The following is a 22,677-nucleotide window of genomic DNA, read 5'->3' as shown; positions in this document are numbered from 1 at the left end:
AAACCCGGGAGCTATAGCAATTTCACGAAAACAGGTGATATCGGTATGACGGTATCTGCGAACTGCATAAAGGGTGATTTCCAACCCGGTAATGGGCTAGAATAGCGGCCCAAATTTTAAGGGATTCCGGGGGCTATTTCCAAGACTCTCCGGGCCAGCCAAGCACACAGGGGCAGCGCATCGATGTTTAATCGTGATATGAAAATCGCCGGATTCGACGACGAACTCTGGAACGCCATGCAGGCGGAAAGCAAGCGCCAGGAAGCTCATATTGAGCTGATCGCGTCGGAGAACTATACCAGCCCGCGGGTTATGGAAGCTCAGGGTAGCGATCTTACCAACAAGTACGCTGAGGGTTATCCTGGCAAGCGTTATTACGGTGGCTGCGAGTTTGTAGACATAGCTGAGCAACTGGCGATTGATCGCGCCAAAGAGCTGTTCGGCGCCGCTTATGCCAACGTGCAGCCGCACTCCGGCTCACAGGCTAACTCGGCCGTATTCATGGCTCTGGTCAACCCTGGCGATACCGTTCTCGGCATGAGCCTGGCTCACGGTGGCCACCTTACCCATGGTGCCAGCGTAAATTTTTCAGGCAAGATCTATAACGCCGTGCAGTACGGCATTAACACCGACACCGGCCTGATTGATTACGAAGAGCTGGAGGCCTTGGCGGTTGAGCACAAGCCGAAGATGATCATTGCAGGCTTCTCTGCCTATTCCCAGGAACTGGACTTTGCCCGTTTCCGTGCCATCGCTGACAAGGTGGGTGCTTACCTGTTTGTGGACATGGCTCACGTGGCAGGCCTGGTAGCCGCCGGCGTCTATCCCGACCCGATGCCCCACGCGCACGTGGTCACAACTACTACCCACAAAACCTTGCGCGGACCCCGTGGCGGCCTGATTCTGGCCTGCGACGATGAAGCACTGCACAAGAAGCTGAACTCTGCGGTATTCCCGGGTGGCCAGGGTGGCCCGCTGATGCACGTGATTGCCGCCAAGGCGATCTGCTTCAAAGAAGCCATGAGCGACGAATTCAAGACCTATCAGAAGCAGGTAGTCAAGAACGCTTCTGCTATGGCGAACGTGTTTGTTGATCGCGGCTACGATGTGGTTTCGGGCGGTACAATGAACCACCTGTTCCTGGTGAGCCTGATCAAACAGGACATCACGGGTAAAGATGCTGACGCCGCTCTCGGCCGTGCGCACATCACCGTGAACAAGAATGCAGTCCCCAACGACCCACGATCGCCGTTCGTAACCTCTGGTTTGCGCCTGGGTACACCGGCTGTCACCACCCGTGGTTTTGGTGAGGCGGAATGCCGAGAACTGGCGGGATGGATTTGCGACATTCTTGATAACCTGGAAGACGAAACCGTCAACAGCCGTGTCCGTGAACAGGTTGAAGCCCTGTGTGCGCGCTTCCCGGTATACGGCTAAGCATCTGGTAAGACCTGCCGGGCAGGGCGCGCATAGTCGCGCCCTCCGGCTTTCTCTTCGGAGTTCCTGAGTATGCACTGTCCTTTCTGTGGTGAAGCAGATACCAAGGTTATTGACTCGCGACTCGTGACCGAGGGCGATCAGGTGCGCCGCCGCAGAGAGTGCCTTTCCTGCCGTGAGCGTTTTACCACCTTCGAGTCAGCGGAGCTGGTTATGCCCAGAGTCGTCAAACAGGATGGTATTCGTCAGCCCTTTAACGAGGAGAAACTGCGCTCGGGAATTATGAAAGCCCTGGAGAAGCGCCCGGTCAGTATTGAGCAGATTGATGCTGCGCTAAATCGCATCCGATATCGCCTGCGTGCGACAGGAGAGCGCGAGGTGAAATCCATGCAGCTGGGCGAAGAGGTGATGACTGAGCTTCGGCAGCTCGACAAGGTTGCTTATGTCCGGTTTGCCTCTGTTTACCGCAGCTTTCAGGACATCAATGAGTTCAAGGAAGAAATTGAGCGACTTTCGGCGTCCAACGGTGACGCGGCTGTGGATGTTGCCAAGGCGCTGGCGGATAACCACTCTCCTGAAGGAAAAAAATGACCGAACTCCGGGAACGGTCCATGATGGCTCGGGCCGTGCAGCTTGCATGGCGGGGCCGCTATTCAACGCACCCTAACCCCCGAGTTGGCTGCGTGATAGCCCGTGGTGACAAGATTCTGGGTGAAGGCTGGCATGAGCGGGCCGGCGAAGCCCATGCGGAAACCCGTGCGCTCAGCCAGGCCGGCCCCGCTGCTCGTGGCGCGACGGCCTATGTCACGCTCGAACCCTGCAGTCATTTTGGCCGTACACCACCCTGCGCACGTGCATTGATTGATGCAGGTGTTTCTCGGGTTTTTGCTGCCACTAAAGACCCCAACCCGTCGGTATCCGGAAGGGGCTTGGAAATGCTCCGCGAGGCCGGTATTCGAGTCCGTGAAGGGCTTTTGGCGGATGAGGCGGCGCGCCTGAACCCGGGGTTCATGAAACGCATGAACACCGGTCGCCCCTGGGTCCGGCTCAAGATGGCGGCGAGCCTGGATGGCCGTACCGCTATGGCCTCGGGTGAAAGCCAGTGGATTACCGGTGATGAAGCACGCCGCGATGTTCAGCGGCTCAGGGCTGTCAGTGATGCCATTCTTACGGGCGTCGGAACTGTGCTCGCAGACGACCCGTCACTAACCGTTCGTCGCGAAGAGCTCGGAGATATAGGCGATGCCACCGAGCCTTCTCGGCAGCCACTGCGAGTAATCGCCGACAGGGATGCCAGAACACCACCTTCCGCAACGATTCTGCGCGGGGGCAAGGTTCAGATATTTTGTGCCTCTTCCACGCTTGCGACGGCGCCGGCACAGGATCTTGCGGCGTTGGGAATTCGCCTGAAAGGCGTTGCCTGGAAAGATAATGGTATTGATGTATCCGAGCTTCTGGATTCGCTGGGTGAAATGGGCATAAATGAGCTGCTGGTGGAGGCCGGCCCCACACTGGCCGGCACGTTTATCAGTGAACAGCTGGTCGACGAGCTCTGGCTTTACCAGGCTCCGGTATTCCTCGGCAGTAAGGGCCGGCCTACGGCGCATCTTCCGCTGGAGACTATGGCCGACAAGATTGAATGGGTCGTACAAGACCGGCGACAGGTAGGGGAAGACCAGCGTCTGATCCTGATTCGCCGCTAAATGTTTAAATTCACAATGCGTCCCCGGTTGTTGCCTGAAGCTGCGACGGGAGCATTGAAAGGGTGCAAAATAGTATGGCACTGAACAGCGTTGAAGAAATCATTGAGGATATCCGCCAGGGCAAGATGGTTATCCTGATGGATGATGAGGACCGGGAGAACGAAGGTGACCTGGTTATGGCCGCCGAGCATTGCTCCGCAGACGACATCAACTTCATGGCCCGCTTTGGCCGTGGCCTTATTTGTATGCCCATGACCCGTGATCGGTGTGAACAGCTGGGCCTGCCGTTAATGGTCCAACAGAACGCCTCGGGCTTTGGCACCAAATTTACACTTTCCATTGAAGCGGCTACGGGCGTGACCACAGGCATTTCGGCGGCGGACCGTGCCCGCACTGTCCAAGCAGCAGTAGCTCGCAACGCCAAGGTGTCGGATCTGGTTCAGCCTGGGCATATTTTCCCTCTGATGTCTGATCCTGGCGGCGTGCTCAGCCGGGCTGGCCACACAGAGGCATCCTGTGACCTGGCTGCATTAGCCGGTTGCGAGCCTGCGGGTGTTATCTGTGAGGTCATGAATGACGACGGCTCCATGGCGCGTCGGGAGGATCTCGAGCGCTTTGCTGAAATACACAATCTGAAGATCGGCACCATTGCGGATCTGATTCACTACCGTACCCTTCATGAACGTACCGTTGAGTGTGTCGAAGAGAACCAGCTCGATACTGAGTACGGCGTGTTCAAGCTACGCACTTACAAAGATGTTATTCAGGGCTCGACACACCTGGCCATGATATTTGGTGAGATTTCGGTAGATGAGCCTGTGTTGGTGCGCGTTCATATTACCGATACGCTCAGGGACCTTCTGGGTGCCCGCCGCAAGGATTCCCGCAGTTGGCCGCTGCACCACGCGCTTGAGAAAGTCGCAACGGAAGGACGTGGCGTTGTGGTTCTGCTGAACAGTGCAGAAGACAGTTACGATCTGGAAGACCGCATTCAGGAGTTCTTTGATCAGGGGCAAACTCCTGCGGGCAAGGGCAGCTCGGGTGTGTATTTCACCATAGGCACCGGTTCCCAGATTCTAAGGGATCTCGGCGTAAGCAAAATGCGCCTGCTAAGCCCCTCTGTTAAATACTCGGCGATTTCCGGATTTGATCTGGAAGTGGTTGAGTACATTCCCTATACCCCGGACTGACACACCCGGTTGCAGCATTGCCGCTGCGATCCGAGAAGGAGCCACTGATGGCAGATATCAAAGTAATTGAAGGTGATTTTACCCAGTGCAGTGGTCGCTATGCGCTGGTAGTTGGCCGTTTTAACGGCTTTGTGGTGGAGAGTCTGGTAAACGGTGCGATAGATACCTTGCGTCGCCATGGTATTGCCGACAGTGATATCACTCTGGTACGAGTACCTGGGGCTTATGAAATGCCCTTGGCCGTGAAACGCGTGGCTGAAACCGGTGGCTACGACGCCATTATTGCTCTGGGCGCTGTTATTCGTGGTGGAACTCCTCACTTTGAGTACGTGGCAGGCGAAGCATCCAGCGGTCTCGGTGCGGTAAGCCTTGAAACAGATGTACCGGTAACCTTCGGTGTATTGACCGTTGATTCTATCGAACAGGCGATCGAGCGCTCCGGTACCAAGGCCGGCAACAAGGGCGCTGAGGCGGCCATCACGGCGCTGGAAATGGTCAGCCTGTTCAACAAGCTGGGTGAGTAATGAGCAATACTGAAGATACAACACCCCGCCCGGCGCCGTCCGACCAGCCAAAAGCCGGTGATCGCCGCCGTGCCCGGGTTCTGGCGATGCAGGCGCTTTATCAGCGCCACTTTGCCAAGAGCCCGATCTCGGATATTGAAGCCGAATTCATGGTCGACAACGACATGACCAAGGTTGATATCTTGTACTTCCGTGACGTCCTGCGTGGCGTCCATCGCGAACAGGCAGAGCTGGACAAGCTTATTGAGCCGTTTCTCGATCGCCCGCTGCAGGAGGTAGATCCGGTGGAGTTGGCCATTTGCCGGGTGGGAGCCTATGAACTGCGGCATCGCCTGGATGTGCCGTACAAGGTGGTAATTAATGAAGGCATCGAACTTGCCAAGAAGTTCGGTGGCACAGAAGGGCACAAGTTCGTCAATAGCGTGCTGGACAAGCTGGGCCGACGTTTGCGCCTTGCCGAGACCCGCTCGCGCTGACCGATGAACGAATTTGAGCTGATACGGCAGTACTTTATGCCGCTAGCCCGCTTGTACGATTCCCGGTCTGTCGTTTTGGGGCCGGGCGACGACTGTGCCGTTCAGCGAGTTCTCCCCGGTTCTGAGCTGGTTTTCTCCATCGATACGCTGGTTGAGGGCGTGCACTTTCCCCTCAACTATCGTCCTGACTATCTCGGCTGGAGAGCGCTTGCGGTTGCTGCCAGTGATCTTGCTGCCATGGGAGCTGACCCCGCCTGCTTTACCCTTGCATTGACTTTGCCCGAGGCCGATGAAGCCTGGTTGTGTGATTTTGCATGCGGGCTTGGCAAGGCGGCCGAGTCGTTTGGACTGGTGCTTGCAGGGGGCGACACAACTCGCGGCCCTCTGGTTTTGAGTTTGCAGGTACACGGCCTGGCCCCTATCGGTGCAGCCATCCGTCGCTCTGGTGCCAAGCCGGGCGATCTGGTAGTGGTCTCCGGCACACTTGGTGATGCCGGCGCTGCCCTGGGCTATCTTGATTCGCTTAGCCCCTCCAAAGATGAGGCGTATGTGCTTGAGCGTTACCACCACCCCGAGCCGAGACTGACGCTGGGCGCCGCCCTCAGAAGTCTCGCTAGTGCGGCCATCGATGTGTCCGACGGTTTGTTGGCGGATCTCGGTCACATTCTTGAAGCGTCTTCGGTTGGTGCCAGTATTGAGAGTGCGCGTGTACCCGTATCGCCTGCACTCACACGCCTGAAAGGCCCGGAAGCCCAAGAGTATGCGCTACGCACCGGTGATGATTACGAGCTTTGCGCGACTATCCCTGAGGCAAGATGGGCCGATGCACCATCATCATTGAAGCATCAGCTCACGGTTATCGGTGTGATTGAACAAACTCCGGGTTTGCGCCTTGATGGGACTGCTGTAGTGTCGGAATCTGGTGCCGCGGGTTTTGACCATTTCAGGAGAAAAGCATGAGCCAGGAAGATCAGTGGCCAGAGCCGGATTTGCCTCAGGCTATTCTGCCACCGGGGTTCCTCAAAAACCCTATACACCTGTTAGCCTTCGGGTTTGGCAGCGGTGCCGCGCCGCGCGCTCCGGGAACCTGGGGCAGCCTCGCAGCGATTCCTCTATGGTATGGGTTTGCCTGGCTTCCACCGGTTGCCTATTGGCTTGTCGTTTTGCTCGCCTTTCTGGTGGGTATCTGGCTATGTGGAAAAACAGCTACCGATTTGAAGGTACACGACCATGGCGGGATAGTGTGGGACGAATTTGTCGGGATGTGGATTGCCCTTGGGCTCTTTCCTGATCAGATTTACGGCGTAATGCTGGCGTTCCTGATTTTCAGGTTCTTCGATGTGCTCAAGCCCTGGCCCATTAGCTGGTTGGATGAGCGGTTGCCTGGCGGGCTTGGTATTATGGTGGATGACGTGGTTGCCGGAGGCATGGCGTTACTGTGCCTGATCGCGATTGATGTATGGCTGATGCCTTACATTCTTTAGCAGGTACTCAGCTCAGTGTACCTGCTGTTCTTCCGGAAGGAGTCTCACCACGTGCAGGAAACGCTTCAGCCCGATTTCCGCCCGCTCTCTGGAAGCGAAGGGGCCACTATCGAAACCTTCCCGGGTCGTAAAATACCATTTGCTTCCAACACAGAAAAACCGACTGCTACGAAAGGGGATGCGCCCCTCTTCTCCTGATCTGACCTGCGTATTCATGGCCGGCTCCTGTGCGCCTGGTTGATGTCTCTATTCCGGACGCTGCGTGAAGGATAAGGGTTTGTTTAAAATTAATACAAATTCGGGGAAATTCAACATTTTTTGACAATTATCCGATCGCCCGCTCATGCGGGCTATTCGACATGCTCTTTGCGTATCCTGTTGCCCTCAGCCGCGGCTGTGTTCAGAATGCACGTTAGCAGGTCATATCCTTCGCCAGCCCAAGCCTCACCCGAATCCTAAAGGAGATAAAATGAGCATCAGTCACGTTTTACGTGTTAGTAAATTCAAGTCGAGTCATTCCTGCCGCTGGTTACAGGTGGTTCGGACGTTACTGCCTGTTGCGCTCATATCTGTACTGGTGGGCTGTTCATCGGCGGTTACCAAGCTTGAAACCTGGGAAGGCAACCCGGCCACGGCGGTGAACGCGGCTACGCTGAAAGTGCCCGGTGCTATCCAGGTTAGCCGGGTTAATGGTCGCTCCATGACCAACTACCTGATAAATGATCTGGCGTTGGATTACGCTCTGCTCCCGGGTGAGAATCAGGTCGTATTTACCTACAAAACGATCTGGGCCAAGTCCGGGGTTGTGGACAACGGTGAGTCCAAGGTTTACGTGATAGAAAGCGAGCCCCAGGTCGTTCGGTTTGAGGCGTCACCCAATGAGACTTACAGATTCGAATTTGATGTCCCGGAGACCCGTCAGCAGGCGGAGAAGGTGATGCCGGAGTTCTCTGCGGCAATTGTGGGGGCTGATGGCCAGGCCTTGGCCAGATCGACAAACTGGGCGCCCTCGGAATATGCCTCGACAGCGAGAACGCCGCTGCCAGATGGTCAGGCTACCGATGGTGAGGCCTTGTTCAGTGACGGTATGAGCTCGCTTGAGCGCTTGAAGGCTGTCTGGGAAACTGCGTCTGACGATGACAAGAAAGCGTTTCTGCGCTGGGCGTTCGAGTAAAGCGCCTGGCGCTTCGCCAGCAGCTATCGCCTGAGGCGGCCCACAAGCTTCTTCAGGCCAGTTTCCAGTATTCCCATTGCATCGTCTGCCAGTGTCTGGCTTCGGGTCTCTGTGAGCGGTGTGTGCATCTCCTCCGGGTCCAGTTCGTCAGCCGCGCTCTCGATGGCTGTGAGGCTGGCGCAGACATGGTCCCGGAGTGAATCACCTCCGGCCACGACATCCGGGCAGATGGTGAAGTTGAGTGTCAAGTTGCCCTGGTAACTCACAGCAACAATAACCATCCCCATGCTGTCGAAAAGCGGTGCAGCATTGTATTGCTGCGCCAGTTTCGCACCTTGCAGATACAGGGGTACCTGAGGTCCGGGCACGTTAGTGATGGGCAGGTTGAAAACAGGCCGATAGCGTTGCGCGATCTGCGATTCGGAATACAACCGTGCCGACAGTGCCAGCATACTGGAGGGTAAAAGTTCTGTGAGCCGGTCCGCGGCGATGGCCTCGCGGTATGGCTCTGAGGCCACTGCGTTCCAGTGAATTCTGCGAATGCGCCGAGCCGGGTCGTATTCGCTGGTGGCAAGATCCAGAAGCATCGCGGACATCTGGTTCCCAGTGGTCCTTTGCAGCGTGCTTGAGCGCACTGAAATAGGTGTCATGGCGATCAGGGACTGGCGCGTATCTGCCCCTTGCTCGCCAAGGTATCGGCGCAGTGTTTCTGCGCAAAGTCCTAAAACCACATCGTTCAGCGTGACATCACCCAGCGCCGCCTTGATTGCCTTGAGGCGGGATAGTTCAACCTTTGCGGATACGATTTGGCGGTTGGCCGTGATCTGCTGGTTGAATGGGCAGTGAGGTGCCGAGAACAAAGGAAATGGCAGGGGGATTTTTCGTAACTGCTTGTGGATCAGTCCTCGGGTAGTGGCTTCCGCTGCACCGACTGCCAGTGAGGCGAATCGCCAGGGCGTGCGCAGGATGTTGGCGCCGGCCTGGATCATAACCCGTTCCTCTGATGGCTCGGCGCGCGGCTGCCAGGGGCGAGGTGCGCTGATGGGTTGCGGCTCAGGCGTATACTCCAACAGCTTGCCCATGATTTCCTCACCGCTGAACGCATCAATGGCGGCATGGTGCAGCTTTACAATGAGTGCAAAGCCTGCTTTCTCGTCACCCAGCTGGAAACCGTCTACGAAGGTTATATGCCAAAGGGGACGGTCCCGCTTCAGAGGTTCTTCCAGAATCCTCGAGGCAAGCGTCATAAGGCTTGCCTCCCGGCTGTTTTCGCCGAGACTTACATAAGCGAGGTGTCGTTCAATACTGAAATCAGGATCATCAATCCAGTATGGTCGACCCAGGCGCAGAGGGATCTCTTTCAGGCGCTGGCGAAAAACCGGGACGACGTGAAGGCGGCTGCGCAGATAAGCAACGAAGGTGCTGAATGCGAGGGGGGTATCCCGCTCGCTGGCATCAAAGAGGTAGATGCTACCGATATGCATCGGCGCGTTCGCAGATTCAAGGTACAGGAACGAAGCGTCCAGTTCCGATAGCTGCCGCATCAATGAGCTCCAGTCGTCGTTAAGGTTCGTCGCAGTATAGATGAAACGGTTGTTGATCTTGTTGACTCATTTGCCTGCCAGAATTCTGCGGCGGAGCCATTTTGGTCTCAGCCTGTGCCAGGGCTTCAGCTATCGAGCCAGTCGGTTATGGTCGCGTCTTTGATCAGTCTGTGCCAGAACCACATCAACGCTTTGCCTTTATCGTCGGTGTGCCTTGCGGCCTGAAGCGCTATGGGTTGTCTTGGTTCGTCTACCCGTTTTTCGATGAGTTGGCCGGAAGCAAGAAGCGCCTGCACCCGGGCGCGTGGTAGCCAGCCTACGCCGAGCCCGGCCTTCTGCATGGCGATTTTGTGGTCGATAGTTGCTCCTGTCAGAGTACGCTGTTGGTGAAAAATGCCTGCATGTCCAGCGGGCAGGGCGCGCGATGAGTCTGCGGCAACGGCGGCCGGAAAGCGGCAAATGTCGTCTTCGCTCAGCGGTTCTTCTGCACTTGCCAATGGGTGGTCGGGCGCGACGGCAAAAACAAAGGTCATGTTGCCAAGAATATGACTGGTAAAGTTCCCCGCAGGTTTGCTGATGTCGTCGGCACCAATAATAAGGTCCACCCTGCGGCTTTGAAGGGCGTCCCAAGTGCCTGCGAACACCTCTTCAGTAATCTGAACGTCAACCGGAACACCCAGTGCGTAGAATTCTTTTACGGCCGGAAACAGGCACTCCGCTGGCAATAGCGAATTGAATCCGATGCGCAGCCGGGTTTCCCAGCCCTGAGCAACTTGGCGGGTCGAGTGAGCCAGGTTATCGGCTGCTTCAAGCAGGGTTCGACCTTCCTCTAGCAGGTAAAGGCCGGCCGGGGTGAGTACGGCCCGGTGTCCGCTGCGGTCAAACAAAGATACGTTCAGGTCTTCCTCGAGCTTTTGCACGGTGTAGCTGATCGCCGATGGCACCCGGAAGAGCTCGCCAGCAGCGCCGGCAAAGCTGCCTTTGCGGTCGATGGCGTCGAGGACTTTCAGGGCGTCTATAGTGATGGCTGTGTGCATGTTCGAATTATCTGAGGTAGTTGGCCAGAATTGCTTGCTTGAGAGGTTATCAGGGTCGCCGTTATTCTGCTTGTATCATCAGGATATTTATTGGAGTTGGATATGGGTCTTCTCGTCGACGGTAAGTGGTACGATCAGTGGTATGACACCAGCAAAACCGGTGGCAAATTTGAGCGTGAAGCCGCGCGGTTCAGGAACTGGGTGACGGCGGATGGCTCGCCGGGGCCGGCGGGTGAGGGCGGTTTCAAGGCTGAGTCGGGGCGTTATCATCTTTACGTGTCTCTGGCCTGTCCCTGGGCTCACCGCACGTTGATTTTCCGGAAGCTGAAGGGGCTTGAGGCCCATGTTTCTGTATCCGTTGTGCATCCGGATATGGTGGAGAATGGCTGGGAGTTCCGGCCCGGTGAGAGCTTACACGCAGATGATTTGCACGATTTTCGCTTCATGCATCAGATTTATACTAGGGCAGCACCGGAATATTCTGGGCGGGTGACGGTTCCGGTTTTGTGGGATAAGCACCAGAACACCATAGCCAGCAATGAGTCGGCGGATATTATCCGCATGTTCAACTCGGCATTTGATGGTCTGCCCGGTGTGAACGCTGATCTGGATTTCTATCCGGAGGCTTTGCAGGCCGAGATTGATGCGGTGAATGAACGTGTGTACGACACGGTTAACAACGGCGTCTACAAGGCAGGTTTTGCCACGGCTCAGGCGCAGTATGAAGAGGCCTACTCTGCGTTGTTCGGTTCGCTGGATTGGCTGGAAGCCAGGCTGTCTGGGCAACGTTATCTGGCTGGGAGTGCTTTAACAGAGGCAGATTGGCGACTGTTCACGACGTTGGTTCGGTTTGATGCGGTTTACTACAGTCACTTTAAGTGCAACCGTCAGCGCATCAGTGATTTTCCGGCGCTTTCAGGTTACGTGAGGGAGTTGTATCAGGTGCCTGGAGTGGCTGATACAGTGAGTATTGATCAGATCAAGCGCCACTATTATGTGAGCCAACGGACCATCAACCCCACCCAGGTTGTGCCGGTGGGGCCGCAGTTGGATTTCACGGCTCCCCACGGTCGCGACAGTCTTTAACTGACTCGCGCCACGGCGACCTGAGTCAGTAGTTGCAGGGCATCTTTGTGGGGTGAGGCGGCAAGCGCACTCAGAGTGTCTGAGGCTTTTGCCGCTTCGGCTATAGCCCGCTCCATGGTGTATTCCAGCGCCCCGGAAGCTTCAATAAGTTCGAGAACCTTTGGCAGGTTATCCAGCCCGCCTTTGCGTATGGCCTGGCGTATGAGTTGCCGGTTTTCTTCACTGCTGTGAGCCATGGCGTGGATGAGGGGCAGGGTGGTTTTGCCTTCCGCAAGATCGTCGCCAACGTTTTTGCCCATGGCTTCGGCATCGCCACGATAATCGAGAACGTCGTCAACTAACTGGAAGGCCAGCCCCAGGTGTTTACCGTAGTTTTTCAGAGCCCGCTCCTGGGCATCGTCTGCGTTGGCGAGCAAGGCGCCGGAATGGGAGGCAGCTTCGAACAGCATGGCGGTTTTATTGTGGATCACGGTCATGTACTGATCTTCGGTAATGTCCGGGTTTTTTACATTCATCAGCTGCATGACTTCGCCTTGGGCAATTACCGCCGTGGCGTGAGACAGGATTTCCATAATAGGAAGGCTTTTTAGCTCAACCATCATCTCGAACGCGCGGGCGTAGAGGAAATCACCTACTAGCACGCTGGGGGCATTCCCCCAGTTAGCATTCGCCGTGCTTCGGCCACGGCGCATGTCCGATGTATCCACAACATCGTCATGGAGCAGTGTCGCGGTGTGAAGAAATTCGATCACCACGGCCAGCTTGAGATGCTCATCCTTGCTATAACCCGCGGCCCGGCTGGAAAGCAAAACCAGTAGAGGCCTCAAGCGCTTACCGCCGCTTTCGATAATGTACTGGGCTATCTTCTCTACCAGGGGAACATCGGAGGAAAGTCGCTGGATGATCAGGTCATTAACGCGGCTGAAGTCGTCTGCCACGGTGTCGTAAATGCTCGGGGCTGTCATGCGGCTTTTGAATCCCTTGCTGATGTCGTAGTTGTGTCGCTACCTAGTATGCTGATAATACAGGCAGAACGCGGCAATGCTAGGTATTGCCGAGGTTAGTGTCAACTTGGCTTGTATTGCTGGGCGCCTTTTCGTACAATCACGCGCCCAACTCATCCCAACCTGCGCTCCCTGCTATAGGGTTGCCAAAGCGCTTCCCTTAGAACCAGGTGGATAAGAGCAGGGATGGGTCAATCGCGGAGAACGTTAATGTACGCAGTTATTGTTAGCGGTGGTAAACAGCACCGTGTTAAAGAAGGCGAAACTCTGAAACTGGAGAAGCTTGAAGTTGAAACCGGTGGCAACGTCGAGTTTGATCGCGTTCTGCTGATCGCTGATGGCGACAACTTCAAAGTTGGCGCGCCGGTAGTTGATGGTGCCAAAGTTACTGCCGAGGTGGTTAGCCACGGTCGTCACGACAAGATCAACATCATCAAATTCCGTCGTCGCAAGCATTCAATGAAGCGTCAGGGCCACCGTCAGTGGTTTACTGAAGTCAAGATCACGGGTATTCAGGGCTAAGTCCCGGGAAAAACCCCTTAATCAGGAGGCTTGTCATGGCTCACAAAAAAGCAGCAGGTAGTACCCGTAACGGTCGCGATTCCGAGTCGAAAAGACTTGGTGTGAAGCGCTACGGCGGCGAATCAGTATCTGCAGGCAGCATTATCGTTCGTCAGCGCGGAACCCGTTTCCACGCCGGCGTCAATGTTGGCCTCGGTAAAGACCACACGTTGTTCGCGAAAGCAGACGGCCAGGTCAAGTTCGAAGTGAAAGGTCCACAGAACCGCAAGTTCGTAAGCATCGTTCCAGCTGCTGCGTAAGCAGCGGCGATCCGGTTCTGTCGAACCTTGGGTAGCGCTGATATTCTGCTGTTACAGTCAGAAGTCAGTGTCACCCGGAGCCCCGCAAAGCTTCCTTGAGGCTGCGGGGCTTTTTAGTTTATGCGCCACGCGCGAAGGGTTGATTCATGAAATTCGTAGACGAAGCCACAATCATCGTTGAAGCCGGTAACGGCGGCCACGGCTGCCTCAGTTTTCGACGTGAAAAATACGTTCCCAGGGGTGGTCCCGACGGCGGCGATGGCGGTGACGGTGGCTCCGTGTATCTTGAGGCGAGCGATTCGCTTAACACGCTGGTCGATTACCAGTTTCAGCGTAAGCACAAGGCGCCGGGTGGAGAGCAGGGTTCGGGGCGGAACTGCACAGGCACCAAAGGTGAAGATCTGGTGCTGCCAGTACCGATTGGCACCACGGTGGTTGATGTCGATACTCATGAAGTGCTTGGCGACCTTACCCGTATTGGTCAGCAGCTGAAGGTAGCTCAGGGCGGATTTCATGGTCTGGGCAATACCCGGTTTAAATCATCAATCAATCGCGCGCCCCGCCAAACATCCAAAGGCTCTGAAGGTGAGCTCAGGAACCTGCGTCTGGAGCTGAAGGTTCTGGCAGACGTGGGCCTTCTGGGGTTGCCCAACGCAGGTAAATCTACCTTTATACGGTCTGTATCAGCCGCTACACCCAAAGTTGCTGATTATCCGTTCACGACGCTGGTGCCGAACCTGGGTGTCGTGAGTGTACAGATGCATCAGAGCTTTGTTATTGCGGATATCCCAGGTCTGATTGAAGGTGCTGCCGAAGGTGCGGGCCTTGGCGTTCGTTTTCTGAAACACCTGGTGCGCACCCGTTTATTGCTGCACCTGGTCGATGTGGCGCCTTACGACGGTTCATCGCCTGTCAGCGCAGTTAAAGTTATTGCTCATGAGCTCGAGAAGTTCAGCGAAACCCTGGCTAACCGAGAGCGCTGGCTGGTGTTGAACAAGGTCGATATGGTGCCGGAAGAAGATCGTGAAGCCCATTGCCAGGCGATCATTGATGAGCTTGGTTGGAAGGGGCCGGTGTTCAATATTTCAGCGTTAAGCGGTGAGGGTACCAAGCCGCTGACGCAGGCGGTTATGCGTTGGATTGAAGAGCGAGCCGAAGAAGAAGCGGAAAACCCTGAGGTTGCCGAGCAGGAGGCCGCGCGGCGCCGGCAGATGGATGAAGAGGCCAGGGCTGGTATAGAAGAAGAGAGGCAGGCTCGCCGCGCGGCCCGTGAAGAAGATGATGATGACTTCGACGACGATGATTACGACGTTGAAGTGGTTTATGTGAAAGACTAGATTTTGGCTTTTGAGGATAGTGCTCCTGCCATGACTCAACGCGCACAGCTGCATCAGGCACGCCGCCTGGTGGTGAAAATTGGAAGTGCCCTTCTGACCAATGATGGCCGTGGCCTCGATGTGCCAGCGCTTGGGCTCTGGGTGGATCAGATGGCGGCGCTGGTCAAACAAGGCGTTGAGCTGGTTGTGGTTTCTTCGGGCTCAGTGGCTGAAGGGATGAGCCGCCTGGGTTGGAAGAAGCGCCCGGAGCAGTTGCATGAATTGCAGGCCGCCGCCGCTGTGGGTCAGATGGGGCTGGTGCAGACCTGGGAGGCAGAATTCAAGCGCCACGGTATTCATACTGCCCAGATTCTGCTGACCCATGATGACCTTTCTGATCGCAAGCGTTATCTGAACGGCCGCAGCACGCTCAGGGCTCTGCTGGATTTTGGTGTTGTGCCTATCGTGAACGAGAACGACACGGTGGTTACCGATGAGATCCGATTTGGTGATAACGACACCCTGGGCGCGCTGGTTACTAATGTGGTTGAGGCAGACGGCCTGATTATTCTCACCGACCAGCTTGGCCTGTTTGATAAAGATCCACGCAAGAACCCGGATGCCAGTCTGGTGACCGAACGGCTCGCCAGTGATCGCGAGTTGGATGCCATGGCCGGCGGCAGCGCCGGAGTTCTGGGTCGCGGCGGTATGCAGACCAAACTCCGTGCCGCGCGCCTTGCAGCGCGATCCGGAGCCTTCACGGTGATTGTGGGTGGCCGCATTGAGGGTGTTCTTACCCGGCTGCACCAGGGGGATGTTCTGGGTACTTTACTGCTTCCTGAACAGGGGCGGATTGCGGCGCGTAAACAGTGGCTGGCAAGCCATCTGCAGACTCGCGGCAAGCTGACGCTCGATGATGGCGCGGTGAAAGTGCTTCGTCAGGGTGGGCGCAGCCTTCTCCCTGTCGGAGTCAAAAGCGTTGCCGGTCAGTTTCGCCGTGGCGAGATGGTGTCCTGTGTTGATCAAAAAGGTATTGAGGTTGCTCGCGGGCTGGTGAATTACGATGCAGGTGAAGCGGGTGCAATAGCCGGTCGTTCAAGCAACAGCATTGCGAAAATTCTGGGCTATATTTCCGACGAAGAGATGATTCATCGCGATAACATGATAATTGTCTGAAAAGTAATTATTTGAAATAAAAAAACCGGCTGCGAGCCGGTTTTTTTATAGCAACAAGAGCTTTTAGCTAGCGCAAGACGCTATCAGGCGCTTTTCAGTGCTTTGATCTTGGTGCTCATGCGGCTCTTCTGGCGAGCTACTTTATTCTTGGTGAAGATACCCTTGTTGACCATGCTGTCCATAATAGGCTGGGCAGTCTGGAATGCGGCCTGAGCTTCTTCGTAGTTGCCAGACTCAATTTTGGTCTGAACTTTTTTCATGTAAGTGCGGGTCATGGAGCGCAGGCTTGCGTTGTGCTTGCGGTTCTTCTCGTTCTGACGTGCGCGCTTTTTGGCTTGCGGGGTATTTGCCACCGTAAAACTCCTGAAAGTACTGAAAATTCGTTACTGAATGATTCGTACGGAAAACTCTGGGCAAAATACCATCCAGAGGATCCCTGAAATCGCGGGCGCGCCCATAACCAGCGCGTCGAAATAAATGACGCGGAACTATGCCGCCCAAACGTGTAAATGTCAATACCAAACCCCATTTGATCCCATGATTCAAAAGGGCTGTGGTAAACTCCCGGCTCGCCGGATACGGGTTCAGCGGGGATGCAGGTAATTCCCGAAATACCCGGCCAAAATGAGTGTGCAACCGGACTAAAGCCCGAATGTCATCGCAACCTGAACCTTTGCCGAAAAAGCAACCGAAAAAAAAGCCGCCTGCCAAAGTGCCCGGTCTGCTTAGGTCTTCCGGTTTGGTGGGCATGATGACCATGCTATCCCGGGTGCTGGGTCTGGTGCGGGATATGGTGATCGCCCGCTATTTTGGTGCCGGTGCCGGTGCAGACGCTTTCTTCGTTGCGTTCAAGATTCCCAATTTTTTACGCCGGCTTTTTGCCGAAGGTGCCTTTTCACAGGCGTTTGTGCCGGTGTTGTCATCCTATCGTGAGAACCGCCCGGTTTCTGATGTAAAGCGTCTGGTAGATGCGGTAGCCGGCTCGCTTGGACTTGTGCTGCTGGGCATCACCTTGGTGGCCATGCTCGGCGCGCCACTTTTGACCGCCGTGTTTGCACCCGGCTTCCTGGATGATGACATCAAATTTGCGCTGACCAGCGACATGCTGCGCATTACCTTTCCGTATTTGTTGATGATTTCTCTGACGGCGTTTGCCGGCGGTATTCTCAACAGCTACGACCGTTTCGCGGTACCCGCTTTTACGCCGGTTTTGCTCAATTTAGCGATGATCGGTGCGGCTGTTTATCTTACCCCGCTAATGAGTGAGCCGGTTATGGCTCTGGCTTGGGGTGTGTTCATCGCCGGTGCGCTACAGCTGTTTTTCCAGTTACCGTTTCTTATGCGGCTGGGACTCATGCCCCGGCCACGGGTTGACTATCGACATGAGGGTGTCAGTCGCATCCTCAAGCTCATGGTGCCGGCGCTGTTCGGGGTGTCGGTCAGCCAGATCAATCTTCTGCTGGATACAGTATTGGCGTCCTTCCTGCAAACCGGCAGCGTATCTTGGCTGTATTATTCAGACCGGCTTTCCGAGCTGCCCTTGGGGGTATTCGGTATTGCCATTGCGACGGTGATTCTGCCGAGCCTGTCGCGCAAGCACTCCGCAGCCTCCACAGATCAGTTTGCCGCTACATTGGACTGGGCCGTGCGTGCGGTGCTGATTATCGGGGTGCCTTCCGCTCTGGCGCTGGGGTTGTTGGCCGAACCCTTGATCGCAACCCTGTTTCATTATGGTGAGGTTACCGACAGGGATGTGGTCATGTCGGCACAGAGCTTACGGGCCTATTCCGCCGGGCTGCTCGCCTTTATGGTGATCAAGGTTCTGGCGCCGGGATTTTTCGCGCGACAAGACACCCGTACGCCGGTAAAAATCGGGATCATTGCCATGGTCGCCAACATGGTTTTCAATCTGGCGCTCATCGTACCTTTGGCCCACGCTGGCCTGGCGTTGGCGACGTCGCTGTCGGCCTGGCTTAATGCGGTTCTGCTCTGGCGCGGGCTCAAACGGCAGGGTGCATGGCAAAGCCAGCCCGGCTGGGGGAAATATTTTGTGCAGATTGGCCTTGCGAATGCTGCCATGGTTGGCGTTATTCTCTGGCTGAACATGCCGGTCATGCGCTGGCTGTCGGCAGGCGGCGTTGAGCGTTCACTTTATATGGGAATGATGGTGGTGGCTGCCAGTGGCGCCTATTTCCTTGTTCTGGCGCTGGCAGGGGTGCGGGTAAGACATTTCCTCCAGAGGTAAGGTATAATCGCGCGTTTTCTCACCAGCGTCTTGCACACTCGGGCAAACGCTGAAAGCCAACTGGCAAATGAAGGTTCGCACTGCATGCGTCTGATCCGAAGCCTGACCAACCTGAAAATGCTTTCCAGGCAGGTGGATTCTCCGCTGGCGGAGGGCTGTGTTGCCACGATCGGCAATTTTGACGGCGTTCATTTGGGCCATCAAACAATTATTGATCAGGTAAAAAGTAAAGCCCGCGCATTGAATCTACCCTCGGTTGTCATGGTTTTTGAGCCTCTGCCAAGGGAGTTCTTCCAGGGTATGGACGCGCCTCCCCGGCTGATGGGGTTTCGGCAGAAATTGGAAACCCTGCTGGCAGCGGGCATTGATATCGTGCTTTGCCTGAAGTTCGATGAGAACTTTCGCAGTTACTCCGCTATGGGCTTTATAGACGATGTTCTTATCGACGGGCTGGCGGTGCGCCACCTTGTTGTGGGCGACGATTTTCGCTTCGGCTGCGATCGGGCCGGGGATTTTGCGCTGCTTGAAAAGGTGGGAAAGACCGCCGGGTTTTCAGTAGAGAACACTCGCACCGTAACCGTCGCAAACGAGCGAATAAGTAGCACCCGAATCCGTAACCTGCTGCTGGATAACCAGCTCGAACAAGCCGAGTCTTTGCTTGGGCGCCCGTATCGTATCCGGGGGCGTGTTGTTTATGGTCGGCAGCTGGGTCGACGTATCGGGTCGCCTACTGCGAACATCCTGCTCCGGCAGATGCCAGCCTTGCGCGGCGTGTACGTTGTTAGCGCGACGCTGGAAGACGGAAGCGCGCAGGATGGCATTGCCAACATTGGCTTGCGCCCGACAGTTGATGGCAAACAGCCAGCACTGGAAGTGCACCTGTTTGACTTTACTGGCACACTTTATGGCCAGCATGTTGACGTTGTTTTCCGCCACGGACTGCGGGATGAAGAAAAGTTTGAATCCATCGGCGCGCTTAAAGCGCAGATCGCCAGAGATTTTGACGCCGCAAGAGCGTGGCTGGCTGAACACCCGTTAAGTTAAAGAGCAGCACTGACCAGAATTGACTAAATAAGCTGACCAAACCTACTGACCAAAAGAGTACGCACACAAACCATGAGCGACTATAAGCACACCCTGAATCTGCCGGAAACCGCGTTTCCCATGCGCGGCAACCTGGCCAAGCGCGAGCCCGAGATGCTCAAGCGGTGGCAGGATCTGGACGTTTACGCCAACCTGCGCCAGCAGCGCGAAGGGCGTGAGAAGTTCATCCTTCACGATGGCCCTCCTTACGCCAACGGCAGCATTCACATTGGTCATGCGGTCAACAAAATTCTGAAGGACATGATCGTAAAGTCCCGCGGCTTCATGGGCTTTGATGCGCCCTACGTGCCGGGTTGGGATTGCCACGGTCTGCCGATTGAGCACAAGGTAGAGCAGGAAATCGGCAAGGCCGGTGTGAAGGTCGATTACAAAACCTTCCGCCAGGCGTGCCGTGACTACGCCACCAAGCAGATTGCTGGCCAGAAAGCCGACTTTATCCGCCTTGGCATCATGGGTGAGTGGGGTAAACCCTACCTCACCATGGATCCGAAAGTGGAAGCGGGCATTGTGCGTGCGCTCGGCAAGATCGTCGCCAAAGGGCATGTGGTCCGAGGTTTCAAGCCGGTTTACTGGAGTGTGGTGGGTCAGTCCGCACTGGCAGAGGCCGAAGTGGAATACCAGGACAAAACGTCAACGCAGATTGATGTGCGCTTTACCGCCGTGGACCAGGCCAAAGCCCTGTCGCTGTTCGGAACGGACAAGGGCGAAGGTGACGTTTCTATCGTTATCTGGACCACGACGCCCTGGACCATTCCTGCTAATCAGGCGGTATCCCTCAACGCTGATCTGGACTATGCACTGGTACAGGTTGACGCGGGTAACGGCCCCGAGCGTATGATTCTGGCTGCGGCCATGGTCGAAGGCGTTATGGCGCGCTGGGATATTCCGGATTTTGAAGTGCTGGGCACTTGCCTGGGCGCTGATCTTGAAAACCTGGCCTTGCATCACCCGATCTACGATAAGCAGGTTCCTGCAATTCTGGGTGATCACGTATCAATCGAGGCGGGTACCGGCGCCGTTCACACGGCGCCTGATCACGGTATGGAAGACTTTGTGGTCGGCAAAACCTACGGTATCGGGACGCTGAACATGGTTCAGGCCGACGGTACCTACACCAGCGCTACCGGTGAGTTTGCAGGCATTCATGTCTACAAGGCCGACGAGCCAGTATGCGAAGCCCTGGCGCGTGAAGGCAAACTCGTCCGCAAGGAAAAATTCCGTCACAGCTTCCCTCATTGCTGGCGCACCAAAACGCCGCTGATCTACCGGGCCACGCCACAGTGGTTTATCAGCATGGATAAAGAAAATCTCCGCGCGGATGCACTGGAAGCCATCAAAGGTGTGCGTTGGGTTCCGGCCTGGGGTCAGAATCGTATTGAAGCCATGTTTCAGCAGTCTCCGGACTGGTGCATCTCACGTCAGCGCACTTGGGGCGTACCAATTACCCTGTTTATCCACAAAGAAACTCAGGAACTGCACCCGGACACCCAGAGCCTGATTGAAAAAGTGGCTCAGGCTATCGAAACCGGGGGCATTGATGCCTGGTACGAGATCGATACCCGCGAACTTCTGGGCGACGATGCCGATCACTACGAAAAAGTTCTGGATACATTGGACGTGTGGTTCGATTCGGGTGTTACACACGAGTCTGTGTTGCGTGTGCGCCCGGAACTGGGCCAGTTCCCGGCCGATATGTATCTGGAAGGCTCTGACCAGCATCGCGGCTGGTTCCAGTCCTCATTGAAAACATCCATTGCCATGAACGGCGTGGCGCCCTATAAGCAGGTGCTGACTCACGGTTTCACCGTGGATGGTAAAGGTCTCAAGATGTCCAAGTCTCTGGGGAATGTGATCGCACCCCAGGAAGTGATGAACGAACTGGGTGCCGATATTCTCCGCCTGTGGGTTTCAGCAACCGATTACAGCGGTGAGATGACGGTTTCCAAGGATATCCTGCGACAAACCGCCGATGGATATCGCCGTATTCGTAACACTTCGCGCTTCCTGTTGAGCAACCTCACAGGCTTTGATCCGAAACAACACATGGTTGCGCCGGAAGACATGATTGCGCTGGATCGCTGGATGGTGGATCGTGCTCTGCAGCTGCAAAATGAGTTGCACGACGACTACCAGAATTACGCCTTCCTGCGGATCTACCAGAAGGTGTACAGCTTCTGTGAAGCCACGCTGGGCGGCTTTTATCTCGACATTATCAAGGATCGGCAGTACACCACTCAGCCGGACAGCCTGGCGCGGCGATCCTGCCAGACTGCGCTTTACCACGTAGCAGAAGCACTGGTGCGTTGGATAGCGCCTATTCTGAGCTTCACCGCAGATGAAATCTGGCAGCACCTGCCGGGAGATCGCGGCGAGACAGTGTTCTATGAGACCTGGTATGAAGGCCTTGCAGAATTGCCCGAAAATGCCGAGCTGGGTCGCGATTACTGGCGCCGGATATTCGGCGTGAAAGAGGCGGTAAACAAACGCCTGGAAGAGGCTCGGGCCCGTGGCGAGATCAAAGGATCGCTGAGCGCTGAAGTCACGCTTTATTGTGATGGTGAGCTGGCGGCGGACCTGGAATTTCTTGGAGAAGAGCTCCGCTTTGTGCTGATCACCTCCGAAGCAACCGTAAGGCCGGTATCCGAGGCTGACGGCGCTGAGATGACCAGCTACGACGGCCTGCGTGTAAAGGTAGCTCCGGCTACCCACGCCAAATGCGAGCGCTGCTGGCACCACCGCGCAGATGTGGGTGCCAACGCCGACTATGAAGAGCTGTGTGGCCGCTGTATCACCAACGTGGAAGGGCCGGGCGAAACCCGCTCGTTTGCCTGATGGAACTGGCAATGAATGAGCAGGTAACCGGAAGCAAACTGAAGTGGCTGTGGCTGGCGGTACTGGTGGTCGCGCTTGATCTCGGCACCAAGGCCATGGCAACGGCCATGCTGACCTACGGCAACCCGGTGCCGGTGATTCCCATGTTTAACCTGACGCTCCTGCACAATACCGGCGCAGCATTCAGCTTTCTCGCCGGTGCGGCAGGCTGGCAGCGTTGGTTCTTCGTAACGCTGGCGCTTGTGGTCAGCGTGGTACTGGTCGGGTGGCTGAGAAATCTGCAGCGGCATGAAACCTGGTCGGCCATTGCCATTGTATTGATCCTCGGTGGTGCGCTGGGTAATGTTTACGACCGGGTTGTGCACGGTTATGTCGTCGACTTCCTGCATTTCTATTGGCAGGACTGGCACTTTCCCGCATTTAATCTGGCCGACACCGCCATTACCATAGGTGCCGCCATGATGATTCTTGATATGTTTCGCAAGCCTGCTGATCCCGGCACGCCTGCGAACGGGAGCGAATAA

23 protein-coding genes are annotated in these 22,677 nt (G+C 55.9%); 18 read left to right on the top strand and 5 right to left on the bottom strand.

The window, feature by feature from the left end:
- Nucleotides 1-183: 183 nt before the first annotated feature.
- The 8 genes from glyA (at nt 184) to FFI90_RS17820 (ending at nt 6,814) form a co-directional block, all read left to right on the top strand.
- Nucleotides 184-1,437: a serine hydroxymethyltransferase gene (gene glyA, locus FFI90_RS17855; RefSeq protein WP_144780057.1), complete on the top strand. Its 1,254-nt coding sequence runs from the start codon at nt 184-186 to the stop codon at nt 1,435-1,437.
- Between the two features lie 72 nt (nt 1,438-1,509).
- Complete coding sequence (nrdR, locus tag FFI90_RS17850) at nt 1,510-2,028, top strand: transcriptional regulator NrdR (RefSeq protein ID WP_144780055.1); 519 nt, start codon at nt 1,510-1,512, stop codon at nt 2,026-2,028.
- Entirely contained in the window at nt 2,025-3,140 is a 1,116-nt protein-coding gene (gene ribD, locus FFI90_RS17845) for a bifunctional diaminohydroxyphosphoribosylaminopyrimidine deaminase/5-amino-6-(5-phosphoribosylamino)uracil reductase RibD (RefSeq protein ID WP_144780053.1), read from the top strand. Before nrdR ends, ribD begins: the two co-directional genes overlap by 4 nt.
- 74 nt (nt 3,141-3,214) lie before the next feature.
- A complete protein-coding gene (ribBA, locus tag FFI90_RS17840; protein WP_144780051.1) occupies nt 3,215-4,330 on the top strand; it encodes a bifunctional 3,4-dihydroxy-2-butanone-4-phosphate synthase/GTP cyclohydrolase II in 1,116 nt (371 codons plus the stop codon).
- Nucleotides 4,331-4,377: 47 nt separating this feature from the next.
- A complete protein-coding gene (ribH, locus tag FFI90_RS17835) occupies nt 4,378-4,854 on the top strand; it encodes a 6,7-dimethyl-8-ribityllumazine synthase (RefSeq protein ID WP_144780049.1) in 477 nt (158 codons plus the stop codon).
- Nucleotides 4,854-5,330 (top strand): transcription antitermination factor NusB, encoded by a 477-nt coding sequence (gene nusB / locus FFI90_RS17830; protein ID WP_144780047.1) that lies wholly within the window; start codon nt 4,854-4,856, stop codon nt 5,328-5,330. The genes ribH and nusB overlap by 1 nt, the downstream gene beginning before the upstream one ends.
- Nucleotides 5,331-5,333: 3 nt before the next feature.
- Nucleotides 5,334-6,290, top strand: coding sequence for a thiamine-phosphate kinase (gene thiL / locus FFI90_RS17825; RefSeq protein ID WP_144780045.1), 957 nt, complete (start codon nt 5,334-5,336; stop codon nt 6,288-6,290).
- A complete protein-coding gene (locus FFI90_RS17820; protein WP_144780042.1) occupies nt 6,287-6,814 on the top strand; it encodes a phosphatidylglycerophosphatase A family protein in 528 nt (175 codons plus the stop codon). Before thiL ends, FFI90_RS17820 begins: the two co-directional genes overlap by 4 nt.
- A 12-nt stretch (nt 6,815-6,826) precedes the next feature.
- On the opposite strand, the gene FFI90_RS17815 is transcribed toward FFI90_RS17820, so the two are convergent.
- Nucleotides 6,827-7,030 (bottom strand): DUF6316 family protein, encoded by a 204-nt coding sequence (locus FFI90_RS17815; protein ID WP_144780040.1) that lies wholly within the window; start codon nt 7,028-7,030, stop codon nt 6,827-6,829.
- 253 nt (nt 7,031-7,283) lie between these two features.
- Here FFI90_RS17815 and FFI90_RS17810 point away from each other — a divergent pair, with 253 nt between their 5' ends.
- Complete coding sequence (locus FFI90_RS17810) at nt 7,284-7,988, top strand: DUF2057 family protein (protein WP_144780038.1); 705 nt, start codon at nt 7,284-7,286, stop codon at nt 7,986-7,988.
- A 23-nt stretch (nt 7,989-8,011) separates the two neighbouring features.
- Here FFI90_RS17810 and FFI90_RS17805 read toward each other — a convergent pair whose 3' ends face one another.
- On the bottom strand, nt 8,012-9,532 hold the full coding sequence (locus FFI90_RS17805) for a WS/DGAT/MGAT family O-acyltransferase (protein ID WP_144780037.1): 1,521 nt from the start codon (nt 9,530-9,532) through the stop codon (nt 8,012-8,014).
- Between the two features lie 125 nt (nt 9,533-9,657).
- Nucleotides 9,658-10,569, bottom strand: coding sequence for a LysR substrate-binding domain-containing protein (locus tag FFI90_RS17800; protein WP_144780035.1), 912 nt, complete (start codon nt 10,567-10,569; stop codon nt 9,658-9,660).
- Nucleotides 10,570-10,671: 102 nt separating this feature from the next.
- Here FFI90_RS17800 and FFI90_RS17795 point away from each other — a divergent pair, with 102 nt between their 5' ends.
- On the top strand, nt 10,672-11,655 hold the full coding sequence (locus tag FFI90_RS17795) for a glutathione S-transferase family protein (protein ID WP_144780033.1): 984 nt from the start codon (nt 10,672-10,674) through the stop codon (nt 11,653-11,655).
- On the opposite strand, the gene ispB is transcribed toward FFI90_RS17795, so the two are convergent.
- Nucleotides 11,652-12,620 (bottom strand): octaprenyl diphosphate synthase, encoded by a 969-nt coding sequence (gene ispB, locus FFI90_RS17790; RefSeq protein WP_144780031.1) that lies wholly within the window; start codon nt 12,618-12,620, stop codon nt 11,652-11,654. The genes FFI90_RS17795 and ispB overlap by 4 nt on opposite strands.
- Nucleotides 12,621-12,869: 249 nt before the next feature.
- Between ispB and rplU the strand changes: the two genes are divergently transcribed.
- The 4 genes from rplU (at nt 12,870) to proB (ending at nt 15,972) form a co-directional block, all read left to right on the top strand.
- Nucleotides 12,870-13,181 carry a 50S ribosomal protein L21 gene (gene rplU / locus FFI90_RS17785; RefSeq protein WP_096784044.1) on the top strand — a complete coding sequence of 104 codons (312 nt, stop codon included), beginning with the start codon at nt 12,870-12,872 and terminating at the stop codon, nt 13,179-13,181.
- 35 nt (nt 13,182-13,216) lie between these two features.
- On the top strand, nt 13,217-13,480 hold the full coding sequence (gene rpmA, locus FFI90_RS17780) for a 50S ribosomal protein L27 (protein WP_144780029.1): 264 nt from the start codon (nt 13,217-13,219) through the stop codon (nt 13,478-13,480).
- Between the two features lie 146 nt (nt 13,481-13,626).
- Nucleotides 13,627-14,817: an Obg family GTPase CgtA gene (gene cgtA, locus FFI90_RS17775; RefSeq protein WP_144780027.1), complete on the top strand. Its 1,191-nt coding sequence runs from the start codon at nt 13,627-13,629 to the stop codon at nt 14,815-14,817.
- Between the two features lie 30 nt (nt 14,818-14,847).
- On the top strand, nt 14,848-15,972 hold the full coding sequence (gene proB, locus FFI90_RS17770) for a glutamate 5-kinase (protein WP_144780025.1): 1,125 nt from the start codon (nt 14,848-14,850) through the stop codon (nt 15,970-15,972).
- 83 nt (nt 15,973-16,055) lie between these two features.
- Here the strand turns inward: proB and rpsT are convergent, their stop codons facing one another.
- Complete coding sequence (rpsT, locus tag FFI90_RS17765; protein ID WP_144780023.1) at nt 16,056-16,325, bottom strand: 30S ribosomal protein S20; 270 nt, start codon at nt 16,323-16,325, stop codon at nt 16,056-16,058.
- A 395-nt stretch (nt 16,326-16,720) separates the two neighbouring features.
- Between rpsT and murJ the strand changes: the two genes are divergently transcribed.
- The 4 genes from murJ (at nt 16,721) to lspA (ending at nt 22,677) form a co-directional block, all read left to right on the top strand.
- Nucleotides 16,721-18,217 (top strand): murein biosynthesis integral membrane protein MurJ, encoded by a 1,497-nt coding sequence (gene murJ / locus FFI90_RS17760; RefSeq protein WP_246123667.1) that lies wholly within the window; start codon nt 16,721-16,723, stop codon nt 18,215-18,217.
- A gap of 84 nt (nt 18,218-18,301) precedes the next feature.
- Nucleotides 18,302-19,261 carry a bifunctional riboflavin kinase/FAD synthetase gene (ribF, locus tag FFI90_RS17755; protein WP_144780019.1) on the top strand — a complete coding sequence of 320 codons (960 nt, stop codon included), beginning with the start codon at nt 18,302-18,304 and terminating at the stop codon, nt 19,259-19,261.
- A gap of 72 nt (nt 19,262-19,333) precedes the next feature.
- Nucleotides 19,334-22,153 (top strand): isoleucine--tRNA ligase, encoded by a 2,820-nt coding sequence (gene ileS / locus FFI90_RS17750; RefSeq protein WP_144780017.1) that lies wholly within the window; start codon nt 19,334-19,336, stop codon nt 22,151-22,153.
- Nucleotides 22,153-22,677: a signal peptidase II gene (gene lspA / locus FFI90_RS17745; protein WP_144780015.1), complete on the top strand. Its 525-nt coding sequence runs from the start codon at nt 22,153-22,155 to the stop codon at nt 22,675-22,677. The genes ileS and lspA overlap by 1 nt, the downstream gene beginning before the upstream one ends.

Source organism: Marinobacter maritimus (assembly GCF_007671675.1).
Classification (GTDB): Bacteria; Pseudomonadota; Gammaproteobacteria; order Pseudomonadales; family Oleiphilaceae; genus Marinobacter; species Marinobacter maritimus.
This window is presented reverse-complemented; position numbering and strand designations above follow the sequence as displayed.

Bases quoted from the DNA above. Each gene is read 5' to 3' on its own strand.
- glyA (WP_144780057.1), top strand. From the start codon at position 184: ATGTTTAATCGTGATATGAAAATCGCCGGATTCGACGACGAACTCTGG.
- nrdR (WP_144780055.1), top strand. From the start codon at position 1,510: ATGCACTGTCCTTTCTGTGGTGAAGCAGATACCAAGGTTATTGACTCG.
- ribD (WP_144780053.1), top strand. From the start codon at position 2,025: ATGACCGAACTCCGGGAACGGTCCATGATGGCTCGGGCCGTGCAGCTT.
- ribBA (WP_144780051.1), top strand. From the start codon at position 3,215: ATGGCACTGAACAGCGTTGAAGAAATCATTGAGGATATCCGCCAGGGC.
- ribH (WP_144780049.1), top strand. From the start codon at position 4,378: ATGGCAGATATCAAAGTAATTGAAGGTGATTTTACCCAGTGCAGTGGT.
- nusB (WP_144780047.1), top strand. From the start codon at position 4,854: ATGAGCAATACTGAAGATACAACACCCCGCCCGGCGCCGTCCGACCAG.
- thiL (WP_144780045.1), top strand. From the start codon at position 5,334: ATGAACGAATTTGAGCTGATACGGCAGTACTTTATGCCGCTAGCCCGC.
- FFI90_RS17820 (WP_144780042.1), top strand. From the start codon at position 6,287: ATGAGCCAGGAAGATCAGTGGCCAGAGCCGGATTTGCCTCAGGCTATT.
- FFI90_RS17815 (WP_144780040.1), bottom strand. From the start codon at position 7,030: ATGAATACGCAGGTCAGATCAGGAGAAGAGGGGCGCATCCCCTTTCGT.
- FFI90_RS17810 (WP_144780038.1), top strand. From the start codon at position 7,284: ATGAGCATCAGTCACGTTTTACGTGTTAGTAAATTCAAGTCGAGTCAT.
- FFI90_RS17805 (WP_144780037.1), bottom strand. From the start codon at position 9,532: ATGCGGCAGCTATCGGAACTGGACGCTTCGTTCCTGTACCTTGAATCT.
- FFI90_RS17800 (WP_144780035.1), bottom strand. From the start codon at position 10,569: ATGCACACAGCCATCACTATAGACGCCCTGAAAGTCCTCGACGCCATC.
- FFI90_RS17795 (WP_144780033.1), top strand. From the start codon at position 10,672: ATGGGTCTTCTCGTCGACGGTAAGTGGTACGATCAGTGGTATGACACC.
- ispB (WP_144780031.1), bottom strand. From the start codon at position 12,620: ATGACAGCCCCGAGCATTTACGACACCGTGGCAGACGACTTCAGCCGC.
- rplU (WP_096784044.1), top strand. From the start codon at position 12,870: ATGTACGCAGTTATTGTTAGCGGTGGTAAACAGCACCGTGTTAAAGAA.
- rpmA (WP_144780029.1), top strand. From the start codon at position 13,217: ATGGCTCACAAAAAAGCAGCAGGTAGTACCCGTAACGGTCGCGATTCC.
- cgtA (WP_144780027.1), top strand. From the start codon at position 13,627: ATGAAATTCGTAGACGAAGCCACAATCATCGTTGAAGCCGGTAACGGC.
- proB (WP_144780025.1), top strand. From the start codon at position 14,848: ATGACTCAACGCGCACAGCTGCATCAGGCACGCCGCCTGGTGGTGAAA.
- murJ (WP_246123667.1), top strand. From the start codon at position 16,721: ATGATGACCATGCTATCCCGGGTGCTGGGTCTGGTGCGGGATATGGTG.
- ribF (WP_144780019.1), top strand. From the start codon at position 18,302: ATGCGTCTGATCCGAAGCCTGACCAACCTGAAAATGCTTTCCAGGCAG.
- ileS (WP_144780017.1), top strand. From the start codon at position 19,334: ATGAGCGACTATAAGCACACCCTGAATCTGCCGGAAACCGCGTTTCCC.
- lspA (WP_144780015.1), top strand. From the start codon at position 22,153: ATGGAACTGGCAATGAATGAGCAGGTAACCGGAAGCAAACTGAAGTGG.